This window comes from Bacillus sp. FSL M7-0791, from assembly GCF_038627085.1.
GTDB classification, from domain to species: domain Bacteria; phylum Bacillota; class Bacilli; order Bacillales; family Bacillaceae; genus Bacillus; species Bacillus safensis.
In genome coordinates, this window is the sequence record NZ_CP152022.1 from 2,181,828 (window position 1) to 2,205,863 (window position 24,036).

The window sequence follows — 24,036 nt, forward strand, 5'->3', positions numbered from 1 at the left end:
ACAGTTTACCACAATTGCTCGAAGACCCTCAAATCTAGGCTGTTTTTAATGATCTCTTGAGGCGATCAGATCACATAACTCATGCAGCAATTGCTGCTCTAATTCAAGATTTGAGACAATTTCTTTTGCACGTGTGATGTGCTCGTGCAGCTTTTCTTTTGCTCCTGAAAGCGTTAATAAAGAAGGATATGTCGACTTTTCATTCGCTGTATCAGAGCCGACTCGTTTTCCTATTTTTTCTTCGCTTCCTTCGAGGTCTAAAATGTCATCACGGATTTGAAAAGCAATGCCAATATGATAGCTGAATTCTCTTAGTTTTTCGATATCGTCATCTGATGCTCCTGCCAGCATTGCACCTGCTGTGACGCTGAATGTGAGAAGCTTTCCTGTTTTCCGGGCATGAATGGATTCTAGTTCAGCAAGCGGGACTTGTTTTTGCTCTGCTTCCATGTCATCAAATTGACCGCCAACCATTCCTAGTGCACCTGCTGACCGCACAAGCTCATCTACGATTCTAAGCTTTTGGTCAGAAGTGACGCTGCTAGATAGCTGCGATGTAATGAGGCGAAAGCTTTCCGTTAAAAGTGCATCACCAGCGAGAACCGCTGTTGCTTCCCCGTATACTTTATGGTTAGTCGGCTTTCCTCTGCGAAGGTCATCATCGTCCATGCAAGGAAGGTCGTCATGTATCAAAGAATACGTATGAATCATTTCTACAGCACAGCCAACCGGTATGCCATCTTCTTCGTTTTTTCCGTAAGCATGTAATAAAGCAAGAACGAGAACAGGGCGAAGTCTTTTCCCTCCAGCTTCAAGAGAGTAAAGCATCGAAGATTTTAGTTCTTCTGGAATCTTCAATTCCTGAACATATGTAAATAAATACTCTTCAATGGCCTGTTTTCGTGTTGTTAAAAAATCCTGCAAATTACTTGTCACCAGCATCTGCCTCCTTCACCGAGAAAGGAGCCAGTTCACCGTCCTCTTTTAAAATGAAATCCATCTGCTTTTCAACGTGCTGTAATTTTTCATGGCAAAGCTTTGAAAGTGTCATGCCTTCTTGGAAATAATGAATGGCTTGCTCAAGTGGTACATCTCCTTCTTCGAGCTTCCCAACGATCTCCTCAAGACCTTTCATCGCTTCTTCAAATGTCATTTGTTCTTCTTTTTGTTTATTTGATTCTGTCATGATGATTGCCCCTCCTTCTCAATAACCTCACAAATCAGACGTCCATCCTTCATGGTGATAGCCAATTGATCCTTCGTATCGACTTGGTTCACACTTTTAATCAGTTCATTGTCTTTATAGGCTAAACTGTAGCCTCTTTCCATCACTTGAAGTGGATTTAATGCATTTAGTTTACCAAGAACAGATTGGAACTGCGAATGAATTGTTTTCATTTGCACATTCATGCTGCGGATGAGCTGTTCTGTTTCATTGGTGTGGCGTTTTTTCGCCTGCAGCAGCTGCTCTTTTGGATGAAGCGGCTTCAGCCTGTATGTCTGGCGGTCTAGTTGACTGCGTTTTTGTTCAATTTGTCTCGTCAGCTGTTTTTGAAAACGGTCAAATACCAAATCGAATTGCTGCTCTTTTTGCTCCTGCAATCGTTTTGGAAAACGGAAGGCATAAGAGGATTGCAGCGCCACAAGACGGTCTTTCGCTTGTGATGTTCGGTTCTTCACGGCCCTTGTAAGCCGAATGTCGATGGATTTGATTCGTTCTATTAAATCGGCTGTGCTTGGAACAGCGAGCTCGGCTGCTCCTGTTGGTGTGGGTGCTCTCATGTCTGCAGTGAAATCACTGATCGTAAAGTCCGTTTCATGCCCCACTGCAGAAATGATTGGAATGTCTGATGCGAAGATTGCTCTTGCGACAGCTTCTTCATTAAAGGCCCAAAGTTCTTCGATCGAACCGCCTCCTCTTCCGACAATCAAGACATCACAGATCTGTTTTTCATTTGCTTCTTTGATCCGCTCTACGATTGAACGGACGGCATTTTCACCTTGGACAAGCGCCGGAAGCACAATGATTTTCGCCTGCTGATAACGCCGGTTAATCGTTGTGATGACATCTCGAACAGCCGCTCCTGTTGGGGATGTAATGACACCAACAACCTCTGGATATTCAGGAATTGGTTTTTTATAGCGCGCATCAAATAAGCCTTCACTTGCCAGCTTTTTCTTCAGCTCTTCATAAGCGAGATGAAGAGCACCAACACCATCAGGCTGCATTTCTTTTGCATATAATTGATAGTTGCCGCTTGGTTCATATACTTGAATCCCGCCGCGTACAAACACTTTCATTCCGCTTTTTGGTGAAAAAGGCAGCTTTGCTGCGGAACGCTGGAACATGACGGCTTGCATGCGTGCGTTTTCGTCTTTTAAGGTGAAGTACACATGACCTCTTGAATGAATCTTCACATTGGATAACTCACCTTTGATCCAAATATCTTCTAAATGCGGATCAACATCAAATTTTCTTTTTATGTATTTTGTAAGGGCTGTGACCGTCACAAAGGCTTTTTCACTCATGACGTATTCCTCCTCTTCAAAAACGCACATTCATCCACCGGCAGCATGCGGGTGGATGAATGGATAAAGCTTATGCTAATGTACGTTTTGCTGATTTAACCGTATTATGTGCAAGCATAGTAATCGTCATTGGACCGACTCCGCCAGGGACTGGTGTGATGTAAGAAGCTTTTTCTTTCGCTTCTTCAAAATCAACATCCCCAACAAGCTTCCCAGTATCTAAACGATTGACTCCTACATCGATGACAATTGCACCTTCTTTGATTTGGTCAGCTTTTATAAAGTTTGCTCGACCGACGGCAACAACTAAAATGTCCGCTTTTAATGTATGTTCTGAAATATTCGCCGTTCTTGAATGGCAGTAAGTAACCGTTGCATTTTCGTTTAACAGCAATTGTCCCACTGGTTTGCCGACAATATTGCTGCGCCCTACAACAACCACTTCTTTTCCAGAAAGACTAACACCCGTTTTGTTCAGTAATTCAACAATGCCTGCTGGTGTACAAGGTAGGAATGTATCTTCTCCAAGCAGCATTTTCCCGATATTTAATGGATGGAAACCATCTACATCTTTCTCAGGTGAAATACGTTCAATAACGGCTTTTTCAGAAATATGTTTTGGCAGTGGAAGTTGAACAAGAATCCCGTGGAATTGATCGTTCGCATTGTACTGATCAATCAGCTGAAGCAATTCTTCTTCTGTTAAAGAAGCATCTAAATGATCAAGCTGAAAGTGCATGCCCATTGCTTCTGCTGCTTTTTTCTTCCCGCGTACGTAAGAAAGTGAAGCCGGATCATCACCGATTAGAATAACGGCAAGACCAGGTGTGACTCCTTTTTGTTTTAGCTCTTCTACTTCTTTTGCTAATTGTTCACGTTTTTCTTTTGCTGTTTCTTTCCCATCGATGATTGTTGCTGTCATGTCGAATCCTCCTATTGCTGCTTTAGGTCGTTTTTAATGTTCGAAAGTACACCATTTACAAATTTCGGTGCTTTATCATCGCCGAATAATTTGGCGAGTTCAATCGCTTCATTCATTGAGACACTAACTGGGATGTCTTCTTGATACACCATCTCGTAGACAGACAGCCTTAAAATGGCTCTGTCTACGTTTGCAATACGATCGAGTTTCCAATTCACTAGATGCTGCGAGATCATGTCATCAAGCTTGTCCTTTTGTTCAAGCACACCGAAAACCAGTTCCTCGAAAAAAGGATCTGATTCTTGTTCATCCAGCGCATGTGTAATGGCCTCTTTCGGATCAATATTGCTCACATCAATTTGAAATAATGTTTGTAGCGCCTTTTCTCTTGCAGTTCTTCTTTTCATTATTTACTCCTTTAACCACTTTATCCGCTTGTCGTTAAGCCATACAGAGATCATAACATATTTTGACCGTGGTCGCACCAAGATCCATGCGAGCTGTGACGAAAAACGAATCAATCCACGCGTCACGTTATCAATATTCGGAAATTACTCAAAAATGGGCTTTAAAAAACCAAAGAGGCAATGCCTCCTTGGTTTCACTTGAACCCTTTTTTACATTTCTTGATCTACTTCAGCCTCAGGTGCTTTTGTTTCAAATTGAATGCCAACGACATGAATGTTAATTTCATTAATCGTTAAGGCAGTCATGTTCAAAAGGGTTTGACGGATATTTTCTTGTACAGCAGTGGATACCTTTGGAATGGATAGGCCAAATTCAACCACACAATACACATCGATTGTGATGCCTTCATCAGAGACATCTACTTTTACACCTTTACGGTGATTTTTCTTACCAAAGCGTTCTGCTACATCAGCAGCGAAATTGCCGCGCATTTCGGCAATGCCTTCGACTTCTGAAGCGGCGATCCCAGCAATGACTTCAATCACTTCTGGTGCAATTTGCACTTTTCCCAATTGATCTTCATCAAGGTTCATTTCAAGCAAATTGTTTTCTGACACGATCATTCACCTCCGAAAGCTGTGATTATTTCATGATTTGGTATGTTTCTAAAAACTTCGTATTAAAGTTACCGCTCACAAATGTTTCATGCTCGAGCAATCTAAGGTGGAATGGAATCGTTGTGTAGACTCCTTCAATGACGAATTCTTGAAGCGCACGTTTCATTTTCGCAATCGCTTCTTCTCTTGTCTTACCATATGTGATCACTTTTGCAATCATGCTGTCATAATATGGCGGAATCACATAGCCCGGATAAGCGGCAGAATCAACACGTACACCTAAACCGCCTGGCGGAAGATACATTTTAATTTCACCGGCTGAAGGCATGAAGTTTTTCTCTGGGTTCTCTGCATTGATGCGGCATTCGATCGCCCAGCCTTCATATACGACATCCTCTTGTGTAAGAGAAAGCTTCTCACCTGATGCAACCTTGATCTGTTCTTTGATCAAGTCTACACCTGTGACCATTTCTGTCACAGGATGCTCTACTTGAATACGAGTATTCATTTCCATGAAGTAGAACTTCTCTTCATTATAATCATAAATGAATTCGACTGTTCCAGCACCTGTGTATTCAACAGCTTCTGCTGCTTTTACAGCTGCTTCACCCATTTGCTCACGGATGTCTGCATTTAGTGCTGGTGATGGCGTTTCTTCAAGAAGCTTTTGCATTCTTCTTTGGATCGAGCAATCACGCTCTCCTAAATGAATCGTATTGCCATGCTGATCTGCAAGCACTTGAATTTCCACATGTCTAAAGTCTTCAATGAACTTTTCTAAATAGACACCAGGGTTCCCAAAGTTTTGCGCCGCTTCCTGCTGCGTGATGGTGACTCCGTTAATAAGCTCTTCTTCTGTACGAGCCACACGGATCCCTTTACCGCCTCCGCCTGCAGTTGCTTTAATAATCACAGGATACCCAATACTTGCTGCTGTTGAAACAGCATCATCAAGATCTTTTACAATTCCTTGAGAACCAGGGACGATCGGAACGCCTGCATTCTTCATTGTTTCTCGCGCGACATCTTTCGTTCCCATTTTGGAAATCGCTGACGCAGTTGGTCCAACAAAGATTACATTACATTCCTCGCAAAGCTCTGCAAAGTCTGCATTTTCTGCTAAAAAGCCGTATCCTGGATGGATGGCATCTGTCCCTGTTAATTTTGCTACGCTGACAATATTCGTGACATTTAAATAACTATCTTTAGAAGCAGTCGGTCCGATGCAATATGCTTCATCAGCCATTTGTACATGCAGCGCATCGCGATCCGCTTCAGAAAATACCGCAACAGTTTCAATTCCAAGCTCTTTACAAGCGCGGATAATTCTAACTGCGATTTCTCCTCTGTTTGCAATTAATAGCTTTTTAATCATGATCGTACTCCTTACTCTGCTTTCACTAGAAAGAGGGGTTGTCCGAATTCTACAAGCTGACCGTTTTCAGCTAATACTTCGACGATTTCACCTTTTACTTCTGCTTCGATTTCATTAAACAGTTTCATCGCTTCCACGATACATACAACAGTGTTTTCCTTCACCTTGGAACCTGCTGTCACGTATGGATCTGCTTCTGGTGAAGAGGAAGCATAAAATGTGCCAACCATTGGGGATGTGATTTTATGCAGATTTTCAGACGCAGCTGCCTCTTGTGCAGGGGCTTCGGTCTGAGCTGGAGCTTGTGCTTTAGGAGCTTGTTGAGCTGGAGCTGCTTGGACTGGAGCCACTGGTGCTGGTGCCGCAACTTGCTGAACGACTTCTTTATTTTTCTTCAGTTTGATTTTTGCACCTTCGTTTTCGTACGTAAACTCATCGATAGTAGAGTCGTCAATTAATTTAATCAGTTCATGAATTTCTTCGATTTTTAACATGGATTTGCACCCCTATGTATGGATTTATCTTTTTATTATAGGCTAGTACTAAAAGTACATACTATAACCATCTTACAGGAGGATTTCGATGAATTCAACTACTATTGTGGTGAAGCGCCTCGCATAAGCACCTTGGAGAGGGCGTCAAGCCGCATCAAAAAACGCCCTTTTCCGCAAAGGGCGCCAGTTCATTTTTTATTGATTAGTGGGCTCAAAAGTGACAGCTACGTTATCAAGACCTCTCATTTCTTTTGTGACCATATCAATAATATCGGCCGCTTGAGATTTTGATTTTTTATCAGAACGAACCGTGATGCTCACTTTATCCCCTTCAGCACTTACGAGCGCATCTTTATAGCCTTTTGTTTTGATCAATGTCTCAAGCTGACGCTCAGTTCCTTCTGCTTCACTGAGCGCTGTCATTTGATCGTATGCTTCACTTTTTTCTTGTGCTGTTGCATCGTCACTGGAGACAATTTCGTTGTATTCTTCGCGCTGCTTGCTTCGTTTATCTTCAAGCTCTAGTCTGTATGTTGTAAAAAGCTCATCGTCTGTTTGCTCTGACACAGCCTTTCCTTCTTCACCGCTTGTTTCGATATCCTCTTGTTTGCCGTTTGTTTCTTTGTCAGTGGATTTCTTATCAGCGCCTTTTTCCATGCCTTTGTCCGTCCCTTTTTCTGTTTCAACTTTTTTCTCTTCAGTGCCTTTTGATTTCGTATCTTCTACTGTCACTGCATTTTCACCCTGTGGAGACATGATATAGTACACACTTAATACGACAACTAAACTTAGCATCGTTAATAGCCAAACCGTTTGTTTTTTTAACATCATTCCGAATCCTCCTTGATTTTTTTAGGGGCAACAGCCACTCTATGGCTCGGTACATCAAGCACTCGTGTAACCGCTTCAATGATGGTTTTCTTTATTTGAACGTTGTCTACTCCTTGAGCTACAACGAGGACACCTCGGATTTCTGGTTTTTTCGTTTGAACAACGACTGGTGTTTCTTCATTGCCATTTTTGATGATGACGACTTCTTCTTCTTTTGTTTGATCGGTGACACTTCGCACGCCGCCTTCTTTATCTGTTTCCTCGGTCGTTGTACTTTTATTGGATTTGTTTTTTTCAAACACTTTTAAAGACGTTGCATCTACATTGACTACAATGGATACATCCTCAACGCCGATGATGGTCTCTAAAATTTCTTTCAGCTGATTTTCGTATTCTTGCTCCACATCCTCAATTGAATTTTTTGGTTTACCTGAGGATGCCGGTTTGAATACCTCCTGCTCTTCTGAGGATGTTTTTTTAGAAGCAGGAACAGCAGCTTGTTGTTTGCTTGATGGCGGTGACAAGATCTGACTGACTAACATGAAAGATACGCCGATAATGAATACAAGCAGCAAGTAATGGTGCTTCGTTAATTTGGGTTTCCCTTCACCTTTTTCAGGCGGCTGGAAGAATGATTTCAGCTTTTGTTTCCAGTCCTTGTTATTCATGATCTGCTGCGTCACCTCCCTCAATGTTCAGCGCGATGTGCTCAGGACTCGTATTCCAAACATCAGCAAGTGTCTCTTTCACCCTCGTGATCTCTTTGCTAGAAGATCCAGCGCTTTCCTCCTTTTGCTTGGAGAGATCAATGTCCACCTTTGCCACCGTTTCTACAGCATCACCTGTGAGCGGGGAAAGAACTGCTTTGATGCGAAATTGATCCGCCTCCATATTCTGATCCAGATGCTCCTCATCAGCCAGCACTTCTACGTGTTTCATTACATAGCTCTCCTTCTCCAGTGGCTCCTTTGCGCTTTTTTCTAGTTGGACAGCCATTTGCTTTAAAATATATGCACGCTGAGAGGCTTGTATTTCTTTTTTTTCTAAATTCATCTGATTTTTTATTTCTTCTGACTGCGCTTCTTCCTTCCCTTTCATCAATTCTGAAAAAATTTGATCAGGATCTGCTCGAAATAAAGCAAAAATCGGATTGAGCATCACCACGATGAGCAGCAGGCTGACGACCATTTTTGCATACTTTTGCATGCTCGAATTGGGAAGCAGAAGATCAATAACAATCGCAAATAAGATAAAAAGAATAATACTTGTGATCCATTCCGTGAGAAAACTCAAAAGGTGTCCCCTCCTTACTTCATCATCATGGTCAGGTTACCCGCAGTGATGATGACGGTAATGCTTAAAAAGAACATGAGCGACACTACAGCAAGTGCGGCAAATATATACAGCACACTTTTTGAAATGACATCAAGACAGCTGATGATGGGTCCGCCCCCTAACGGCTGAAGGATGGCAGCAGCAAGCTTATAGATAAGGGCTAACGAAAGCACTTTAATCGCCGGGAAAGCGGCAATTGAAATCAAAATGGCGACCCCAACTAGTCCGACTGTATTTTTGAGTAAAACAGAGGCGCTGATCACGGTATCGGTCGCATCTGTAAACATTCTGCCTAGGACAGGGATGAAGTTTCCGGTAATGAATTTGGCTGTACGCAGAGCGATTCCATCCGTAACGGCCGCAGATGCACCCTGAACGGAAATGACGCCGAGAAAAACGGTTAAAAAAACGGCAAGCCCTCCAATTGCCACATTTCTTAACAGCTGGGCAAGCTGGGTGACCTTGTATTGTTCGGTCAGCGTACTGATAATGCTCAATATTGCAGATAAAAAGATGAGCGGGAGAACGACATACTGAATGAAAACACCGCTCGTGTTCATTAAAAATATAATAACGGGATGAAAGAATCCGGCTGAGACAAGCCCGCCTGATGAAGCAATAAGCGCTAGTAAAAGAGGAATAAGAGCAAGAATAAAACTGGTCATCGTTTGAATGGCTTCTGTAGCATAGGAAATCGCCACATGAAAGCTGTTAAGTGCAATAATAATCAGCACCATATAAACAAGAGCATATGCGACTTTGCTGACGGTGCTTTGTTCAAAGGCATTTTGTAAAAGCTGCAAAAGCGAACAAAAGATGGTGAGTAAAATCAGAGTACCTAGAAGCTTTCCGTTTGCAATGACCTCGTGAAACAGATAATGTACAAAGGCTTTCAGCCATGTTTGGGGAGACAGCTCTTTATCGCCGTCAATCATTTCCTTCACTGTGCCCTTTTGGCTTTCTGGCAAAAAGCCGCCATACTCGTCCAAAATGGTTTCCCAAAAGTCACTGATGGAATGAAGCTCAAGTGCATCAGCCTGTCCATTCGCCACTTCCTGTGCTGCTGGCTGTTCATTAGATAAAGGTTCTTTTTCTTCTGCCCCTGCATGCGGAGCAATCAGCCAAAAGAAAAGCATCAATCCCATTACAGCGGTCACCCGTTTCATTGTCATCACCTCTTTTCATTTACGTCATGGACGGGATCATTCCTAAGATCGTCTCAATGATGACTGTTAAAATCGGGACTGCCATCACCAAGATGAGAATCTTGCCGCCTAGCTCTATTTTGGATGCAATGGCGCCTTGTCCAGCATCCTTCGTCAGCTGAGCGCCAAATTCCGCAATATAGGCAATGCCAATAATCTTCAATATGGTTTCAACATACTTCATATTGACGCCGGCACTTGCTGCAATTTTTTCAATCATCGAGATAATGGCATAGATTTGATCAATTAAATAAAGAAAAATGACACATCCGGTAAAAACAACAAGCATAAAGGCGAAGGTTGGCTTTTGTTCTTTGACGATTAATGCTAAAAAAGTAGCGATTAAACCAAGTCCAACAATTTGTATGATTTCGATTTGTAAGCCCTCCCCTATCCTTGAAATAGAAATACGGCTTTAATCTTTTTAAACAAATCGTCTACAATGGTTGCCACCATAAACAAAATGTAGATAAACCCAAGCAGCGTCACCCACTGAGCGTACTCTTTCTTCCCCATTTGGTCTAAAATCGTATGGAGAAAGGCCACGACGATGCCTACTCCGGCAATTTGAAAAATGACGTTTACATCAACGCCCATGCTCTCGACTCCCTTCCTCTCACATCAATAAAAGAATCAGTAGTAATCCGCTTAAAAATCCGAGGCTTCTGACCATTTTTTCATTTTTCGCTTGGGCGATTTCAGCTTCTTTCTCCTCTGATTCCAAATGGCCTAAAGCAAGCTTGATATACTTTTGCTGAGAAGTGACATCATGCTGGCCAAGTGTTTCTCCAAAGTGCTTCAACGCCTCATATTCGCCTTTTTTCAATACGGTTTTTTTCCAAACATCTTCAAGACTTTCGTTCCATGCATGGCGTGCAGAAAAGGTCCCCACTTTCAGCTTTTCTGCAAATTGTTCAAACAGCTGATTCACAGGTGGACCTACCTGTGCTGCAATTTGCTCTGCCGCCCGTGCTAAAGGGGTTTGACCATACATAATTTCAGCTTCAAGAGACTGGAGAGCAAACCGAAGCTGCCGAATTTGTTTAGGTCTGTCGCTATATCGTTTGGCAAAATCGAATCCTCCCCAAGTCGTGGCCGCGACAATGAAAATAGCGCCAATGAGCTTTAACATACGTCCACTCCCCGCCTCCATTTCATCTCTTGGCCGTCCCCGCCGTACATCCGCCCGATCGTGCCAGGCCCATTGTTTCGATTTAATTCAACATATCGTTCAAACACACGAAGCTCCCATAACGGTTTAAAAGAAGGCCGTTTATATACATCTTCAAGTGAATATCCATGAGCTGAGACGATGATGTTGACTCCGGCATGAATCGCTTCTAAAAGTGCCTCGACATCCTCACTTTTTCCGATTTCATCGACAATCATGACCTCTGGGCTCATAGACCGAATCATCATCATCAATCCTTCAGCCTTTGGACATGCATCGAGTACATCAATCCGGTGGCCAAAATGGTGCTGCGGCACTCCTCTGATACATCCGGCGATTTCAGAACGCTCATCAATAATGCCTGTTTTTCTAGGAGGAATGGTTTTTGTGCCTGTACTAGCAAGACGTGCTATATCCCGGAGCAATGTGGTTTTCCCCGTTTGCGGGGGACCGATGATGAGTGTATTGTGCCAATGCTCTTCATATAAATAAGGAAGAAAAGGAAGCGCAATCCCGATTTTTTCTTTGGCAATGCGGATATTAAATGAAGAGATATCTCTTAACCCTTTGACAAATCCGTTTTCAACGATCACCTTTCCAGCAAGTCCTACCCGGTGTCCGCCAGTTATCGTGATATAGCCCTGTTTTAGCTCTTCCTCAAGTGTGTACATGCTGTAATTGCTCAGCCTGCCTAATAGCTGAGACGCATCTTCCCAGGTGGTGCGATAAGAAAGGAAACGTGGTTTTCCTCCCTGCATTAATTCAATAGGACGATCCGTGCGAATGCGGATTTCTTCTATTTGCGCCCATTCTGCCTCTTTCAGCAGCCTGAGTTCTTGTCCAATCGAGTGCGGGAGAATATCCAACAAACTCCGCAACGAATTCCCCTCCTTTTTTTCTTCTCTAAAATGTATGATGTGAGCCGTTAATTATGCCAAGCCGTTTCACTTATAGATCCCAACAAGAATAAACACGACACCAATGAAAATGAACACGAGCTTTGCATAGGATAGCTGCCCGGCAATTTGATAGATTCCAATCGTCATCGTGATAATAAAAATGAGCGGCCCGATGATTGCCAATATACTATTGATGACTACCGCTTTCCGTACATCATTGGTGATTAAAATAAGGATGGCTGCCGTCAGTTCAATGGCGGCGGATAAGAATCTCATGCCTGCCATTGCAGCGACTGACGGGTGTAGACCTGGGAGAAATTGTTTCATATAGAACCTCCAGCTTTTTTTACACTATATGCTTGACCAGCTGGAAGTAGTCTTGTTTTTCAAGAAGAAAGAGAGATGAATGAGAGAATAGAGAAGGCCTGCCTTGAGGAGTCATTTTTCCAATAAAAAAAGACTGTAAACACGAGGTTTACAGTCTTTTTTCGTTCATTACGCTCTTGAAACGTATGAGCCGTCAGATGTATTAATCACTAGTTTATCTCCTTGGTTCACAAAGAAAGGAACGTTGACGATTAAACCAGTTTCAGTTTTTGCAGGTTTTGAGCCGCCTGATGTTGTGTCACCTTTAATACCAGGCTCTGTTTCTACTACTTCTAGTTCTACTGTGTTTGGAAGTTCTACTCCAAGAGTTTCAGCACCGTACATCACGATTTGAACAGACATATTTTCAAGCAAATATTTCAGCTCATCTTTAATTTGTGCTTCACTTAGTTCAAGCTGCTCATAAGAACTTGTATCCATGAAGACATGCTGATCGCCATTTGCATACAAGTATTGCATTGTTTTTGTTTCGATTTGTGCTTTCGCTACTTTTTCGCCTGCGCGGAATGTTTTTTCTTGAATGGCACCTGTACGCAGGTTACGGAGTTTCGAACGAACAAACGCTGCGCCTTTCCCTGGTTTTACGTGCTGAAAATCCACTACTCGCCAAATACCGCCGTCCACTTCAATTGTCAGGCCAGTACGAAAATCGTTTACTGAAATCATTTTGTCATCCTCCTACATTTCACCATCATAATATGATAAGTTCTTTCGGTGAGTGGGTCAATCGTTTATTGCCGTCAGCTGTCAGGACAATATCATCCTCAATTCTCACGCCGCCGACATCTGGCAAGTAAATCCCCGGCTCAACTGTGACGACCATTCCCTCTTCTAAGACGACCTCTGATCGTGAGGAAAGGCCTGGCGCTTCATGTACTTCCATACCTAGCCCGTGCCCGGTTGAATGCCCGAAGTATTGACCATAGCCATACTTTTCAATGATGTCTCGTGTGATGCGATCAGCTTCTTTTCCTGTTAAGCCTGGCTTGATTCTATCCACACCAGCGTTTTCTGCTTCTAATACGATATGATAAATTTCCTTTAGCTTGTCGCTTGGTGTTCCGACAGCAATCGTTCTTGTCATATCAGAACAATAGCCTTTATAGTAAGCACCAAAATCGAGTGTCACTAAATCACCAGATTCAATCACCTTTTCACTCGCTCTTCCGTGAGGCAGGCTTGAACGAACACCTGAGGCAACTATCATATCGAATGAAGATCCTTCAGCACCTTCTTTTCTCATGAAAAATTCAAGCTCGTTCATGACAGCAATTTCCGTCAGGCCCGGCTTGATGTAAGTGAGAATATGATCAAAGGCGTGATCTGCAATCTTCGCAGCTTCCTCTAATATCTTAATCTCTTCACTAGACTTAATCAAGCGCAACTTTTCAACTGATTCAGAGACTGGAACAAGCTCTATACCGCCTGCTTTGGCTGCGTACTGCTGATATGTGGCAAATGTCATATGGTTTTGTTCGAACCCAAGGCGTTTCACTCCAAATTCCTTTGCCGTTTGAGCAGCCGTTTCCACAATGTTTCCTTTATGTTCAATGATGTCATAGCCTTTGACTTGATCCTTCGCTTGCTCTGTATAGCGGAAGTCCGTGATAAAAGCTGCCCGGTCCTTTGAAACGACAGCAAGACCGGCTGATCCGGTAAAGCTGGTCATATACTGTAAATTAAAACTGCTCGTAATGACAAGGCCATCGATCTCTAATTCACTTAATAGTGCTCTTAGTTTTTCAAGTTTCATGATACTGCTCCCCCTTCACTGACTAAATAACGAATCGCCAATTTATACCCTTCTAAGCCAAGCCCAACGATTTGTCCTTGGCATACAGGAGCAAGTACAGAATGATGGCGGAATTCCTCTCTCTTATGAACATTTGTGATATGTACTTCAATGACTGATAAAGAAATACTTGCAATGGCATCTCTCAGCGCATAGCTGTAGTGGGTAAATGCACCCGGGTTAAATACGACACCATCGTATTGATCTTCTGCTTCATGGAGCGCATCAATCAAATCCCCTTCGTGATTTGATTGAAAGAACGTTAATTGGATGTTTGCTCGTTCTGCGAACTGGAACAAATCCGTCTCTAAATCTGTCAGCGTCTTACTTCCATAAACAGCAGGCTCTCTTTTGCCAAGCCTATTTAAATTGGGTCCATTCAGTACAAGAAAATGAGGCATATGACCACTCCTTCACCCTAATTCAATCTATATCGAGATCTGTTTCTTTTTCCTTAGAAACCTTTCGTTTCCAAAAATATTTTATCATATGAATAGGCGATTTACACTTTATTCTGTCTTTTTCCCGAGTGCCCTCGCAAGCTTTTGACTCGTCAATTCATTATATTCAAACGAAATGCTGTACCCGACAAACATGCCATATAAAATATATAGGCAAAATGTCGTGACAACGGTGCTTTGCTGCAACTCTTGTACTTGCTTTACATCTGGGAAAATGGGATTAAATACGTAAAAAACGAGCAGCCATAAAAGCCCGCCATATACTAAACCCATCCAAAAGCCTTTGATCCTTTTTAAAAGCCCAAAATAAATAAAGGCGGCTCCAATCGATAAAACTCCTAACAGCACAATACTGATAAAAGTACCAAGTCCTCCCTTTTTCCATTCTCCAAGCACAAATGGCTGAAGCAGCATATTGGGACTCACCTCTGAAAAATGAAACACATGGGTCAGAAACCCGATAAAGCCCCAAAAAACACCGCCGACAAAGCCTGTAGCAGCCGCTCTTGCCACAAGTGATGTCGTTTGCACGGACTGATTTTTTTCTTCTTGGTTTTTCTTTTCATCACGTTTCATTTGTGAACACCTCCAGCAAGTAGTATGTCCAAAATGTCATGAAAAAAAAGGATTTCCATGCGTGAGTGTAAAATTTTTAAAACAGGGTATACTGGCTAAAAAGAGGTAGATAGAATTCTAGTAGATAATCGACCTGTGCGCTAGTGATTTCCCCTCATTTCCTGTACAATAAAGGTATAAGGAAATGCATGTAAATTACAGGAAACAGGCAGGTTGATGAAATATGTCCAATCAAACAAAACCTCCAGCTTATGGAGGGCAGGCAGTTGTCGAAGGTGTCATGTTCGGAGGTAAGAAGAACTATGTGACAGCGATTCGGCGAAAGGACCAGTCCATTGAGTTTTTGAAGCTTCCCCGGACCTCCAATAAACGAACCGCCTTTCTCAAGAAAATCCCCTTTGTCAGGGGTGTTGCTGCACTTGTTGAAGCAAGCGCAAACGGCAGTAAGCACTTAAACTTCTCCAGTGAGCGATATGACTTAGATCCTTCTGAAGATCATACTCTTGAAAAAGAACAAAAAAGCTCGAAATTATCCATGATCTTCGGCATTGCTGTGATCGGAGTTCTCTCTCTACTCTTTAGTAAATTTGTCTTTACCCTGGTACCTGTCTTTTTAGCAGAGCTTGTGCGTCCCATCTTTTCAGGGAATTTCGCACAAATCGCAGTGGAAACATTCTTCAAATTGGTCCTTTTATTAGGCTATATTTACTTTATTTCCATGACCCCTTTAATTAAAAGAGTATTTCAATATCATGGGGCAGAACATAAAGTCATAAACTGCTATGAACAGAACCTTGACATCACAGTGGAAAATGTCCAAAAGCAATCTCGTCTGCATTATCGATGCGGCAGCAGCTTTATTTTATTCACTGTCATTGTCGGGATGTTCGTCTATTTACTCGTACCGACAGATCCTTTATGGGTGAGAGTTCTGAACCGCTTGGCACTTATTCCGGTTGTTCTGGGCATTTCATTTGAAGTGCTTCAATTCACGAACAAACTCCGAGAAGTGCCTGTGCTTAAAGTGCTTGGCTATCCTGGCCTTTGGCTGCAATTGCTCACAACAAAAGAACCTTCTGACGATCAAGTCGAGGTAGCCATTGCAAGTTTTAATGAACTTCTTCGTTTAGAGGAAGTATCTCTGAAACAAGCGTCAGATTCTGCTCATCAAGTGATCTAACTTATAAATCCGGTAAATTCCTTCGGAGGTGGACAGTTATGAATCGCCGAGTACATCCTGCTTTTACCATTATTTTCGCTTTAGGTGTTTTGGGATTTGTGTACTTACTCACAACGAACCCAGGCAGACTTTTTACCATGCTGCTGTCTGTTGTGATCATTGGAGCGGTTTTGTTTTTCCTATTTAGATGGCTGATGAATCGAAGAACTGGAACAGAGGGCAATCTTTATCGTAAAGCAGTCAAACAATCAAAACGTCGCTACCAGCAGCCTAAACCAAAAACGAAAAGCCAGATGAAAAATCGGGTCACTCATTTGCGAAGCGTGCCGACTGACCACAAGGCTAAGCCCGTCCTTCTCAAAAAGAAAAGCCAAACACATTTGACTGTGATTGAAGGCAAGAAAAACAAAAAGAAGAATCGCGCCTTATTTTAAAATGTCCAGCTTTTTAAAAATTGCTCGGCCTTCTGTCTGCCTAGATCGACGAGCGCCTTTTTCTTTTCTGTCATGAGTTGAAAATCAGTGGCAATGACGTGTTCTACAGGAATAAAAATAATATGACGTTCGTGTTTTGTGGCGATATGTCTTTCGTCATGAGCACCACGCATCGTTTCAAAAAGAGCGCCAAACAGTTCAAACGCATTGCGGATGGAGTGTTGAGGGCGTTCTTTTTCGTTTGGCGTTAATGTGACACCGACGAACGGTCTTTTTTTCTCTTCAGCAAACAGCCAAATTGGAAAATTGCTCAGCACTCCTCCATCTACAATGGTACAAATGCCTTTTGATGACTTCAGTTTGACAGGTTCGAAAAAATACGGCAGGCTGCAGCTCATTCGAATGGCCCTCGCAACGGAAAACCGCTCTGGATTTAAGCCATATGAAGGAAGGTCGTCTGGCAGAACAAGGATTTTTCCATTCGTTAAATCGGACGCAACGATTTTCAGTGAATCTTTTTTGAGGTCTCCAAACACGGTGACCCCCTTTCGTTTTAGCACATCAGTCAGCCATTTTTCCAGCCGGTCTCCTTTATAAAGACCGAGACGCCAGTAAATGGATACCCACCTGAGCATTTTAAAGGGGATGAATTGACATCTCCTATCAAGCAATTGATGCTCATCCATTTCATCTAAAAGCGTGCGAATTTCCTGGCTTGTAAAACCTGCTGCGATGAGTGAAGCAATGATTGCTCCAGCACTTGTACCAGCAAGACGGACAAATTGAAATCCTCTCGCTTCAAGCGCTTCATAGGCACCTGCAAGCGCTGCCCCCTTAATGCCTCCACCTGAGAACACACCATCTATCTTCATCAAGGAGCCCCCTTTGATTTCACGCTAATAATAGTGTAGGAGCTTTTGCTTTCAATTAGAACTTTAATCAAAAAGGACACCCATGCTGAGGGTGTCCTTTTTGATTAAGATTCTTGATTTGTTTGTTCGTTTTTCTTTTGAATCGCTTTCAGCTGAACAGATCGCTCATCGTTTTCTTCAAAAAATTGAACGAGATCGCCGATGCGGTCAATACTGTTCCAGCTGAGATGATGTTCAATGCCTTCTACATCATCATAAATTTTCTCTTCATCTACACCAATGATTCTTAAAAATTGCTCTAGCAGTTCATGTCTGTATACGAGACGTTTTCCAATTTTTTTGCCTTTCGGGGTTAAAATTAGACCACGATACTTCTCATAAATGAGGTATTCATCTTTATCTAGCTTCTGAACCATTTTTGTTACAGAGGAGGGATGGACAGCGAGTGCTTCTGCAATATCAGAGACTCTGGCATATCCTTTATCTTCTATCAGCATATAAATTTGTTCAATGTAATCTTCCATACTAGGTGTAGTCATAAAACCCCTCCATAATGCACCTTTACTTAATAATCAACCCAATTCTACACCATCGTTCATTAAAAAACAAGGAGTGTCCTTCGGCTTAACGCTTGTAATTCCAATCATCTGAGGCATATTTCGTTTTTGCGAGATGATGGACAAACGCTAATTCTTCATCTGTCAGCTCATAAGGTTCAAGCTCAATATTTAATCCTTTTTCAAACCCTCTTTTAAACGCAGCACGCGCATCGTCTATTGTACATGTTCGGTTTGAGATTTCATTGATGGCAACCGCTTTGTTTTTAAAGCTTCGCTGCATCCGCTCTCTCACCCGGTCGTTTGGATAAAGGAACAAATCGAACAATTTGTCCTCATCAAGGTCAATTAAAATAGATCCATGCTGGAGAATGACACCTTTTTGTCTCGTCTGAGCACTGCCCGCTACCTTTCTGCCTTCTACAACAAGCTCGTACCAAGAAGGGGCATCAAAGCATACAGATGATCTTGGGTTCTTTAAGCTTTCCTTTTCTTTATCTGTTCGAGGAATGGCAAAATACGCATCGAGTCCCAGCTCTTTAAAGCCCTCTAAAATGCCTTCTGAAATAACGCGGTACGCCTCTGTCACCGTCGCTGGCATTTCTGGATGTTCCTCTGACACAATCACGCTGTAGGTCAGCTCCTGGTCATGAAGTACTCCCCGTCCTCCGGTTGGTCTGCGGACAAATCCAAGACCATATCGCTTGACGGCTTCTAGGTTGATTTCTTTTTCAACGTTCTGAAAATACCCAACAGATAATGTCGCCGGATTCCATCCATAAAAGCGGATAACAGGCGGAATGAGCTTCTCGCTATGCCAATAAAGCAAGGCTTCGTCCATTGCCATGTTAAAGGCAGGGTCTTGGTTTCCTGAATCAATGAAACACCATTTCTCTTTTTGCATATAAAATCCCTTCTCTTTTACGTAGTCAATGTTAGATGATGGTGGTGACCACCGGTTTTCTCTCTTCATCAGTCTATCAAATAGGGACGGAATTGAAAATAATTCTTACCATTTATGATGACAAGTTTCTTATGCTTTACTATAATAGTATTTGTCTAAAACGTACCATCAGACAGGCTACTGTGCTGATGCTCAAGAAGGAGTCGAGTTGTATTGTCAATATTCAACTATATCGTCCTCTCACTTTGTGGACTTTTCGTTCTTTATTCCATCGGCAGCTACATTTATCAGCAGCGCATTATGAAAACGCTGACGGAAGAAGAATTTATTAAAGGTTACCGCAAAGCCCAGCTCATTGATGTGAGAGAGCCAAATGAGTTTGAAGGCGGACATATTTTAGGGGCAAGAAATATCCCCCTTTCCCAACTAAAGCAGCGCAAAAATGAAATACGTCCTGACAAGCCTGTTTATCTCTATTGTCAAAATAATTTTAGAAGCGGAAAAGCAGCCCAAACTTTACGTAAAAACGGCTGCCGTGAGATTTATAATTTAAAAGGCGGCTTTAAAAAATGGGGCGGCCGCATTAAAACGAAGAACTAACTAAAAAGACTCTGGGAGCATGATTCCCCCTGAGTCTTTTTTCTTTATTTTCTTTCAAAAACGAGAACTGGATTCCGTGCGGCCTTTGTTTCATCCATACGTTTCACGACCGTTGTATGCGGCGCTTCCTGCACCACTTCAGGATTCTCTTCTGCTTCTTTCGCTATCTGAATCATTGCTTCGATGAATGCATCAAGTGTTTCTTTTGATTCTGTTTCAGTCGGTTCAATCATGATACATTCCTCTACATTGAGCGGGAAGTAGATCGTTGGCGGATGGTAGCCGAAATCAAGTAATCGTTTGGCAATATCCAGTGTCCGCACACCTAATTTTTTCTGACGTTTACCTGAAAGGACAAATTCATGCTTACAGTGACGATCAAACGGCAAATCATAATGAGCACTTAAGCGGCGCATCATATAGTTCGCATTTAACACGGCATTATCGGTTACAGCCTTTAAGCCGTCTGGCCCCATAGAGCGGATGTACGCATAAGCTCTGACGTTAATGCCAAAGTTGCCATAGAATGGCTTCACGCGCCCAATTGATTCTGGACGGTCATGATCAAAGTAAAAACGGCCTTCCTTCTTCACAAGCACCGGCTTTGGCAAATAAGGAATTAATTCCTTTTTAACGCCAACAGGACCTGAGCCAGGACCTCCGCCTCCGTGCGGGCCTGTAAAGGTTTTGTGAAGATTTAAGTGGACAACGTCAAATCCCATATCTCCTGGTCTTGCTCTGCTTAAAACAGCGTTCAAGTTGGCTCCATCATAATAAAGCTTACCGCCAGCTTCATGAACGATTTCAGCCATTTCTAAAATATTTTCTTCAAAGAGGCCTAGTGTATTCGGGTTTGTAAGCATTAAAGCAGCTGTTTCTTCATTAACAACGCGGCGTAAATCTTCTAAATCAACAAGCCCATTTTCGTCAGATGCGACGGTAATGGTTTCAAATCCAGCGACTGTCGCGGATGCCGGGTTCGTTCCATGAGCAGAATCAGGCACAATGACTTTTGTACGCTGATGATCTCCCCTTGCTTCATGATACGCACGGATCATCATGAGTCCCGTCCACTCGCCGTGTGCTCCTGCCGCAGGCTGTAATGTCACAGCGTCCATTCCCGTAATTTCTTCAAGATGTTCACCTAGATCGTATAGTAATTCTAATGCACCTTGCACAGTGTCTGCCTCTTGTAGCGGATGAACCTGCGAGAACCCTGCAAGGCGTGCAACCTTTTCATTAATCTTTGGATTATATTTCATCGTGCATGAGCCAAGAGGATAAAATCCGGAATCAACCCCATGATTGCGTCTTGATAATGCTGTATAATGACGCATAATATCAAGCTCAGATACTTCAGGAAGCTCAGCATCCTCATCACGGATGTACGTCTCATCAAATAAAGACGGGATCTCCTGTTCAGGTACATCTAAATCAGGCAGGCTGTACCCTATTCTTCCTTCTTTAGATAATTCAAAAATAAGCGGCTGATCTTGTTTATTCATGGCGATCCCCCAATTCCTTGATAAACGTATCAATTTCTTCTTTTGTTCTTAGCTCTGTCACGGCTACAAGCATGTGCTGCTGAAGCTCTGGGTAGTCTAGCCCCAAGTCGTAGCCGCCGATGATTCCTTTTTCAAGCAATCGTTTATTGGCTTCTTTCACAGGCTCCTGTAACTTGATCACAAATTCATTAAAATGAGCCCCTTCTACATCCGCCTGCAGTCCATATTTTTCTGCCTGCGTTTTGGCATAATGGGCTTTTTGCACGTTTTGATAGGCGATATCTTTTATGCCTGTTTTCCCTAGTGCCGTCATGGCAACAGAAGCAGCTAATGCATTTAATGCTTGGTTTGAGCAAATATTTGACGTCGCTTTATCTCTTCGAATATGCTGCTCACGCGCTTGAAGGGTCAGAACAAATCCACGAACACCATTTTCATCTTCTGTCTGCCCGACTAAACGACCTGGCACTTTTCTCATCAACTTTTTCGTCACAGCAAAATATCCGCAGTGAGGTCCGCCAAATGCAGCCGGGATGCCAAACGGCTGCGCATCACCAACGACAATATCTGCCCCGAGTTTTCCAGGCGGCGTCAATAGTCCGAGTGCGAGGGGATTGCTAGAGACAATGAATAGGCTTTTTCCTTTATGTGCAATAGGTTCAATGTCTTTTAACGGCTCGACTACACCAAAAAAGTTTGGATATTGCACGAGAACTGCTGCTGTATCATCGCAGACCGCTTTTTCCAATGCAGCTAGATCTGTCTGCCCTTTTTTCGCAGGCACTTCAATAACTTCAATGTTTTGTCCTTTGGCGTATGTTTTCAGCACCGCTCTTGATTCAGGGTGAACCGTTTCAGAAACAACCACTTTTTTCTTCTTTGTGTGTCCCGCAGCGAGCATTGCCGCTTCAGCCAGTGCCGTCCCGCCATCATACATCGAGGAGTTGGCAAGGTCCATACCAGTCAGCTCAGCAATCATTGTTTGAAATTCAAAGATCGCTTGCAATTCACCTTGCGAAATTTCCGGCTGATAAGGTGTATACGCTGTATAAAATTCAGAGCGTGAGATCACATGATCGACAATGACAGGCTGGTAATGATCATATACACCTGCACCAAGAAACGATGCATAGGAAACTGTATCCTTATTCTTTGCAGCTAGTCGGGATAATTCCCTGACAAGCGCTGTTTCAGATGCGGCTTCTTTGATGTTGTATGCTCCTTTGAATCGAACTTTCTCTGGGATATCTGAAAAAAGCTCATCAATCGACTGAACGCCGATGACATCCAGCATTTCTTTTTGATCTTGCTCTGTTTGCGGCAAATACCTGTGCTTCATCCTCTATTCCCCCTCGTTATTTGGCTCTTTTATAAAATGGTGTTGCGACGATTTTGGCTTTTAGACGTTTTTTGCGAACTTGTACTTCCACCTCTGCCCCAAGCTCCGCCACTGAGGTTTCGATCAAAGCAAGCCCGACATTTTTCTTTAATGTTGGGGATTGGGTGCCCGTTGTGACAATCCCAACCTGCTTTTCTCCTGAAAAGACTGGATAATCTGTACGCGGAATCCCTTTATCAATCATTTCAATGCCGACAAGCTTTCGCTTCAGTCCCTCTTCTTTTTGTTTTTTAAGTGCTGCTTTTCCGATAAAATCAGCTTCTTTATCCGTTTTGACAGCAAAACCAATTCCGCCTTCTAATGGAGAGATATCCTTTGTCAGCTCCTGGCCATAAAGCGGAAGTCTTGCTTCAAATCTTAAGGTGTCACGTGCACCGAGTCCGCATGGAATGAGTCCTTTCGGCTGCCCCGCTTCTAATAAAGCTGACCAAAGGTGGACCGCATCTTCTGACTGGCAGTAGATTTCAAAGCCATCTTCCCCTGTGTAGCCTGTTCTGGAAACGAGCACTTCTTTATTTGCGACCTCAGCTTTTGATAAAAATGTAAATGGCTTAAGCGATGTCACCTCTTCACCCGCCACCTCTTTGATGATGTCAGCTGCAAGAGGTCCTTGAAGCGCTAGCAAGGCGGTTTGATCAGACATATTTTTGATCAATACATCATCCTTCTCTTGGTGCTTCAAAAGCCAATCCACGTCTTTATCGATATTTGATGCATTGATGACAAGCAAATAGTGATTCTTTTCTTTTTGGTAGACGAGCAGGTCATCTACCGTTCCGCCATCTTCATAACACATGGCTGTATATAGTGCCTTACCGTCTGTCAGCTTAGACACATCATTGGTTAATAACCTTTGTAAAAATGGAAGGGCACCTTGACCTTTGACGTCCACCTCACCCATGTGAGACACATCAAAAAGCCCTGCTTTTGTTCGAACAGCTTCATGTTCTTCTTTAATGGAAGAAAATTGGACAGGTAATTCCCAGCCCCCGAAGTCAATGGTTTTTGCGCCAAACGTTTCATACGCATGAAAAAGCGGTGTTCGTTTCAACATCAATCGTTTCCCCCTTTTTTCTCACAGTGCAAATGCAAGCTGAATTTTCAGAAAAAAATCACAGCAAAAAAGGACAGAGCGCTCCCTTTTATCAAAAAGAAGTCTCTGTCCTTGCACCTGAAAGTTTACAGCACAATATCATTGTGCGTTTTCCCCTTTGGTGGTTTGCTAAAACCCTTAAGCAAACACTCTCCAGAGTTGCGTCCGGTAAGAGTACTTTTGCCTGAGAGATTCACTGAATCATTCAGCTTGCTCCTTCGGCGCCTGCCGGTGCAAAATAACCGCCAAGTCTCTCCCCATACCATCATCCGCTCATATTTTTCACATTTATTGGACATACTATCAAAATGGGTGACTTATTTTCTAGATCACTTATCAACATCCTACCATTAGAAATGGATGAAGAGCAACAGAAAAATCATTAACATTTTTAAAATAACCCTTCGATATCGTTCGCTTTTATTCATATATCTAGTCTTTTAGAGACCTCCAAAAAAATGAAGCGTTTAAAAACAGAACAATTTTATCA

Annotated in this window: 30 protein-coding genes and 1 riboswitch; of the genes, 3 read left to right on the forward strand and 27 right to left on the reverse strand. The window is 42.7% G+C overall.

Features of this window, described 5'->3' with window-relative positions; all coding sequences use genetic code 11:
• Positions 1 to 45: 45 nt before the first annotated feature.
• The 21 genes from MHI08_RS11110 to MHI08_RS11210 form a co-directional block, all read right to left on the reverse strand.
• Entirely contained in the window at positions 46 to 936 is an 891-nt protein-coding gene (locus MHI08_RS11110) for a farnesyl diphosphate synthase (protein WP_326483857.1), read from the reverse strand.
• Positions 926 to 1,186 carry an exodeoxyribonuclease VII small subunit gene (locus MHI08_RS11115; RefSeq protein WP_003215880.1) on the reverse strand — a complete coding sequence of 87 codons (261 nt, stop codon included), beginning with the start codon at positions 1,184 to 1,186 and terminating at the stop codon, positions 926 to 928. The genes MHI08_RS11110 and MHI08_RS11115 overlap by 11 nt, the downstream gene beginning before the upstream one ends.
• Positions 1,183 to 2,529 (reverse strand): exodeoxyribonuclease VII large subunit, encoded by a 1,347-nt coding sequence (xseA, locus tag MHI08_RS11120; RefSeq protein ID WP_056767306.1) that lies wholly within the window; start codon positions 2,527 to 2,529, stop codon positions 1,183 to 1,185. The genes MHI08_RS11115 and xseA overlap by 4 nt, the downstream gene beginning before the upstream one ends.
• A gap of 70 nt (positions 2,530 to 2,599) precedes the next feature.
• On the reverse strand, positions 2,600 to 3,451 hold the full coding sequence (gene folD / locus MHI08_RS11125; RefSeq protein ID WP_024422943.1) for a bifunctional methylenetetrahydrofolate dehydrogenase/methenyltetrahydrofolate cyclohydrolase FolD: 852 nt from the start codon (positions 3,449 to 3,451) through the stop codon (positions 2,600 to 2,602).
• A gap of 11 nt (positions 3,452 to 3,462) precedes the next feature.
• Positions 3,463 to 3,858 (reverse strand): transcription antitermination factor NusB, encoded by a 396-nt coding sequence (nusB, locus tag MHI08_RS11130; protein WP_012010530.1) that lies wholly within the window; start codon positions 3,856 to 3,858, stop codon positions 3,463 to 3,465.
• 210 nt (positions 3,859 to 4,068) lie between these two features.
• Positions 4,069 to 4,476, reverse strand: coding sequence for an Asp23/Gls24 family envelope stress response protein (locus tag MHI08_RS11135; RefSeq protein WP_024422944.1), 408 nt, complete (start codon positions 4,474 to 4,476; stop codon positions 4,069 to 4,071).
• 25 nt (positions 4,477 to 4,501) lie between these two features.
• Complete coding sequence (gene accC / locus MHI08_RS11140) at positions 4,502 to 5,851, reverse strand: acetyl-CoA carboxylase biotin carboxylase subunit (protein ID WP_024422945.1); 1,350 nt, start codon at positions 5,849 to 5,851, stop codon at positions 4,502 to 4,504.
• 11 nt (positions 5,852 to 5,862) lie between these two features.
• A complete protein-coding gene (accB, locus tag MHI08_RS11145; protein ID WP_149126483.1) occupies positions 5,863 to 6,345 on the reverse strand; it encodes an acetyl-CoA carboxylase biotin carboxyl carrier protein in 483 nt (160 codons plus the stop codon).
• 195 nt (positions 6,346 to 6,540) lie between these two features.
• On the reverse strand, positions 6,541 to 7,173 hold the full coding sequence (locus MHI08_RS11150; protein ID WP_024428006.1) for a SpoIIIAH-like family protein: 633 nt from the start codon (positions 7,171 to 7,173) through the stop codon (positions 6,541 to 6,543).
• Positions 7,173 to 7,844, reverse strand: a complete 672-nt coding sequence (gene spoIIIAG, locus MHI08_RS11155) for a stage III sporulation protein AG (protein WP_024428005.1) — start codon at positions 7,842 to 7,844, stop codon at positions 7,173 to 7,175. Before spoIIIAG ends, MHI08_RS11150 begins: the two co-directional genes overlap by 1 nt.
• Positions 7,837 to 8,469: a stage III sporulation protein AF gene (gene spoIIIAF, locus MHI08_RS11160; protein WP_024422949.1), complete on the reverse strand. Its 633-nt coding sequence runs from the start codon at positions 8,467 to 8,469 to the stop codon at positions 7,837 to 7,839. The genes spoIIIAG and spoIIIAF overlap by 8 nt, the downstream gene beginning before the upstream one ends.
• Positions 8,470 to 8,483: 14 nt before the next feature.
• Complete coding sequence (gene spoIIIAE, locus MHI08_RS11165) at positions 8,484 to 9,677, reverse strand: stage III sporulation protein AE (RefSeq protein ID WP_024422950.1); 1,194 nt, start codon at positions 9,675 to 9,677, stop codon at positions 8,484 to 8,486.
• Positions 9,678 to 9,696: 19 nt separating this feature from the next.
• Complete coding sequence (gene spoIIIAD, locus MHI08_RS11170) at positions 9,697 to 10,110, reverse strand: stage III sporulation protein AD (RefSeq protein ID WP_087978339.1); 414 nt, start codon at positions 10,108 to 10,110, stop codon at positions 9,697 to 9,699.
• Positions 10,107 to 10,313: a stage III sporulation protein AC gene (gene spoIIIAC, locus MHI08_RS11175; protein WP_003153142.1), complete on the reverse strand. Its 207-nt coding sequence runs from the start codon at positions 10,311 to 10,313 to the stop codon at positions 10,107 to 10,109. Before spoIIIAC ends, spoIIIAD begins: the two co-directional genes overlap by 4 nt.
• Before the next feature lie 19 nt (positions 10,314 to 10,332).
• A complete protein-coding gene (spoIIIAB, locus tag MHI08_RS11180) occupies positions 10,333 to 10,848 on the reverse strand; it encodes a stage III sporulation protein SpoIIIAB (protein ID WP_342499625.1) in 516 nt (171 codons plus the stop codon).
• On the reverse strand, positions 10,842 to 11,765 hold the full coding sequence (gene spoIIIAA / locus MHI08_RS11185) for a stage III sporulation protein AA (protein ID WP_342499626.1): 924 nt from the start codon (positions 11,763 to 11,765) through the stop codon (positions 10,842 to 10,844). Before spoIIIAA ends, spoIIIAB begins: the two co-directional genes overlap by 7 nt.
• Positions 11,766 to 11,831: 66 nt before the next feature.
• On the reverse strand, positions 11,832 to 12,113 hold the full coding sequence (locus MHI08_RS11190; RefSeq protein WP_024422953.1) for a YqhV family protein: 282 nt from the start codon (positions 12,111 to 12,113) through the stop codon (positions 11,832 to 11,834).
• Positions 12,114 to 12,281: 168 nt separating this feature from the next.
• The gene (efp, locus tag MHI08_RS11195; protein ID WP_024422954.1) at positions 12,282 to 12,839 is read right to left on the reverse strand and encodes an elongation factor P; all 558 of its coding nucleotides are present in this window, start codon (positions 12,837 to 12,839) and stop codon (positions 12,282 to 12,284) included.
• Positions 12,840 to 12,864: 25 nt separating this feature from the next.
• A complete protein-coding gene (locus tag MHI08_RS11200; protein WP_024428001.1) occupies positions 12,865 to 13,926 on the reverse strand; it encodes a Xaa-Pro peptidase family protein in 1,062 nt (353 codons plus the stop codon).
• A complete protein-coding gene (gene aroQ, locus MHI08_RS11205) occupies positions 13,923 to 14,366 on the reverse strand; it encodes a type II 3-dehydroquinate dehydratase (RefSeq protein ID WP_024422956.1) in 444 nt (147 codons plus the stop codon). The genes MHI08_RS11200 and aroQ overlap by 4 nt, the downstream gene beginning before the upstream one ends.
• Positions 14,367 to 14,474: 108 nt before the next feature.
• On the reverse strand, positions 14,475 to 15,002 hold the full coding sequence (locus tag MHI08_RS11210; protein ID WP_034621617.1) for a YqhR family membrane protein: 528 nt from the start codon (positions 15,000 to 15,002) through the stop codon (positions 14,475 to 14,477).
• 223 nt (positions 15,003 to 15,225) lie between these two features.
• On the opposite strand from MHI08_RS11210, the gene MHI08_RS11215 reads away from it, so the two are divergent.
• Together MHI08_RS11215 and MHI08_RS11220 are read left to right on the forward strand one after the other, a co-directional pair.
• On the forward strand, positions 15,226 to 16,182 hold the full coding sequence (locus tag MHI08_RS11215; protein WP_087978336.1) for a DUF1385 domain-containing protein: 957 nt from the start codon (positions 15,226 to 15,228) through the stop codon (positions 16,180 to 16,182).
• A 38-nt stretch (positions 16,183 to 16,220) separates the two neighbouring features.
• Positions 16,221 to 16,616 (forward strand): SA1362 family protein, encoded by a 396-nt coding sequence (locus tag MHI08_RS11220; protein ID WP_327823091.1) that lies wholly within the window; start codon positions 16,221 to 16,223, stop codon positions 16,614 to 16,616.
• Here the strand turns inward: MHI08_RS11220 and MHI08_RS11225 are convergent.
• The 3 genes from MHI08_RS11225 to MHI08_RS11235 all read right to left on the reverse strand — a co-directional run bounded on the left by MHI08_RS11225 (position 16,613) and on the right by MHI08_RS11235 (position 18,949).
• Positions 16,613 to 17,488: a patatin-like phospholipase family protein gene (locus tag MHI08_RS11225; RefSeq protein WP_024422960.1), complete on the reverse strand. Its 876-nt coding sequence runs from the start codon at positions 17,486 to 17,488 to the stop codon at positions 16,613 to 16,615. The two genes, MHI08_RS11220 and MHI08_RS11225, sit on opposite strands and share 4 nt — an antisense overlap.
• Positions 17,489 to 17,592: 104 nt before the next feature.
• Positions 17,593 to 18,027 carry a transcriptional regulator MntR gene (mntR, locus tag MHI08_RS11230; protein ID WP_024422961.1) on the reverse strand — a complete coding sequence of 145 codons (435 nt, stop codon included), beginning with the start codon at positions 18,025 to 18,027 and terminating at the stop codon, positions 17,593 to 17,595.
• A gap of 85 nt (positions 18,028 to 18,112) precedes the next feature.
• Positions 18,113 to 18,949, reverse strand: a complete 837-nt coding sequence (locus MHI08_RS11235; RefSeq protein WP_025092982.1) for a biotin/lipoate A/B protein ligase family protein — start codon at positions 18,947 to 18,949, stop codon at positions 18,113 to 18,115.
• A 219-nt stretch (positions 18,950 to 19,168) separates the two neighbouring features.
• Between MHI08_RS11235 and MHI08_RS11240 the strand changes: the two genes are divergently transcribed.
• Positions 19,169 to 19,549, forward strand: a complete 381-nt coding sequence (locus MHI08_RS11240) for a rhodanese-like domain-containing protein (RefSeq protein WP_024422963.1) — start codon at positions 19,169 to 19,171, stop codon at positions 19,547 to 19,549.
• Between the two features lie 44 nt (positions 19,550 to 19,593).
• Here the strand turns inward: MHI08_RS11240 and gcvPB are convergent, their stop codons facing one another.
• The 3 genes from gcvPB to gcvT are packed head-to-tail and all read right to left on the reverse strand — an operon-like array spanning position 19,594 to position 23,507.
• The gene (gene gcvPB / locus MHI08_RS11245) at positions 19,594 to 21,054 is read right to left on the reverse strand and encodes an aminomethyl-transferring glycine dehydrogenase subunit GcvPB (protein ID WP_034621614.1); all 1,461 of its coding nucleotides are present in this window, start codon (positions 21,052 to 21,054) and stop codon (positions 19,594 to 19,596) included.
• Entirely contained in the window at positions 21,047 to 22,393 is a 1,347-nt protein-coding gene (gene gcvPA / locus MHI08_RS11250) for an aminomethyl-transferring glycine dehydrogenase subunit GcvPA (RefSeq protein ID WP_034621613.1), read from the reverse strand. Before gcvPA ends, gcvPB begins: the two co-directional genes overlap by 8 nt.
• Positions 22,394 to 22,409: 16 nt before the next feature.
• Complete coding sequence (gcvT, locus tag MHI08_RS11255) at positions 22,410 to 23,507, reverse strand: glycine cleavage system aminomethyltransferase GcvT (protein WP_268437367.1); 1,098 nt, start codon at positions 23,505 to 23,507, stop codon at positions 22,410 to 22,412.
• A 201-nt stretch (positions 23,508 to 23,708) separates the two neighbouring features.
• Positions 23,709 to 23,815, reverse strand: a riboswitch (glycine riboswitch).
• Positions 23,816 to 24,036: the final 221 nt, after the last annotated feature.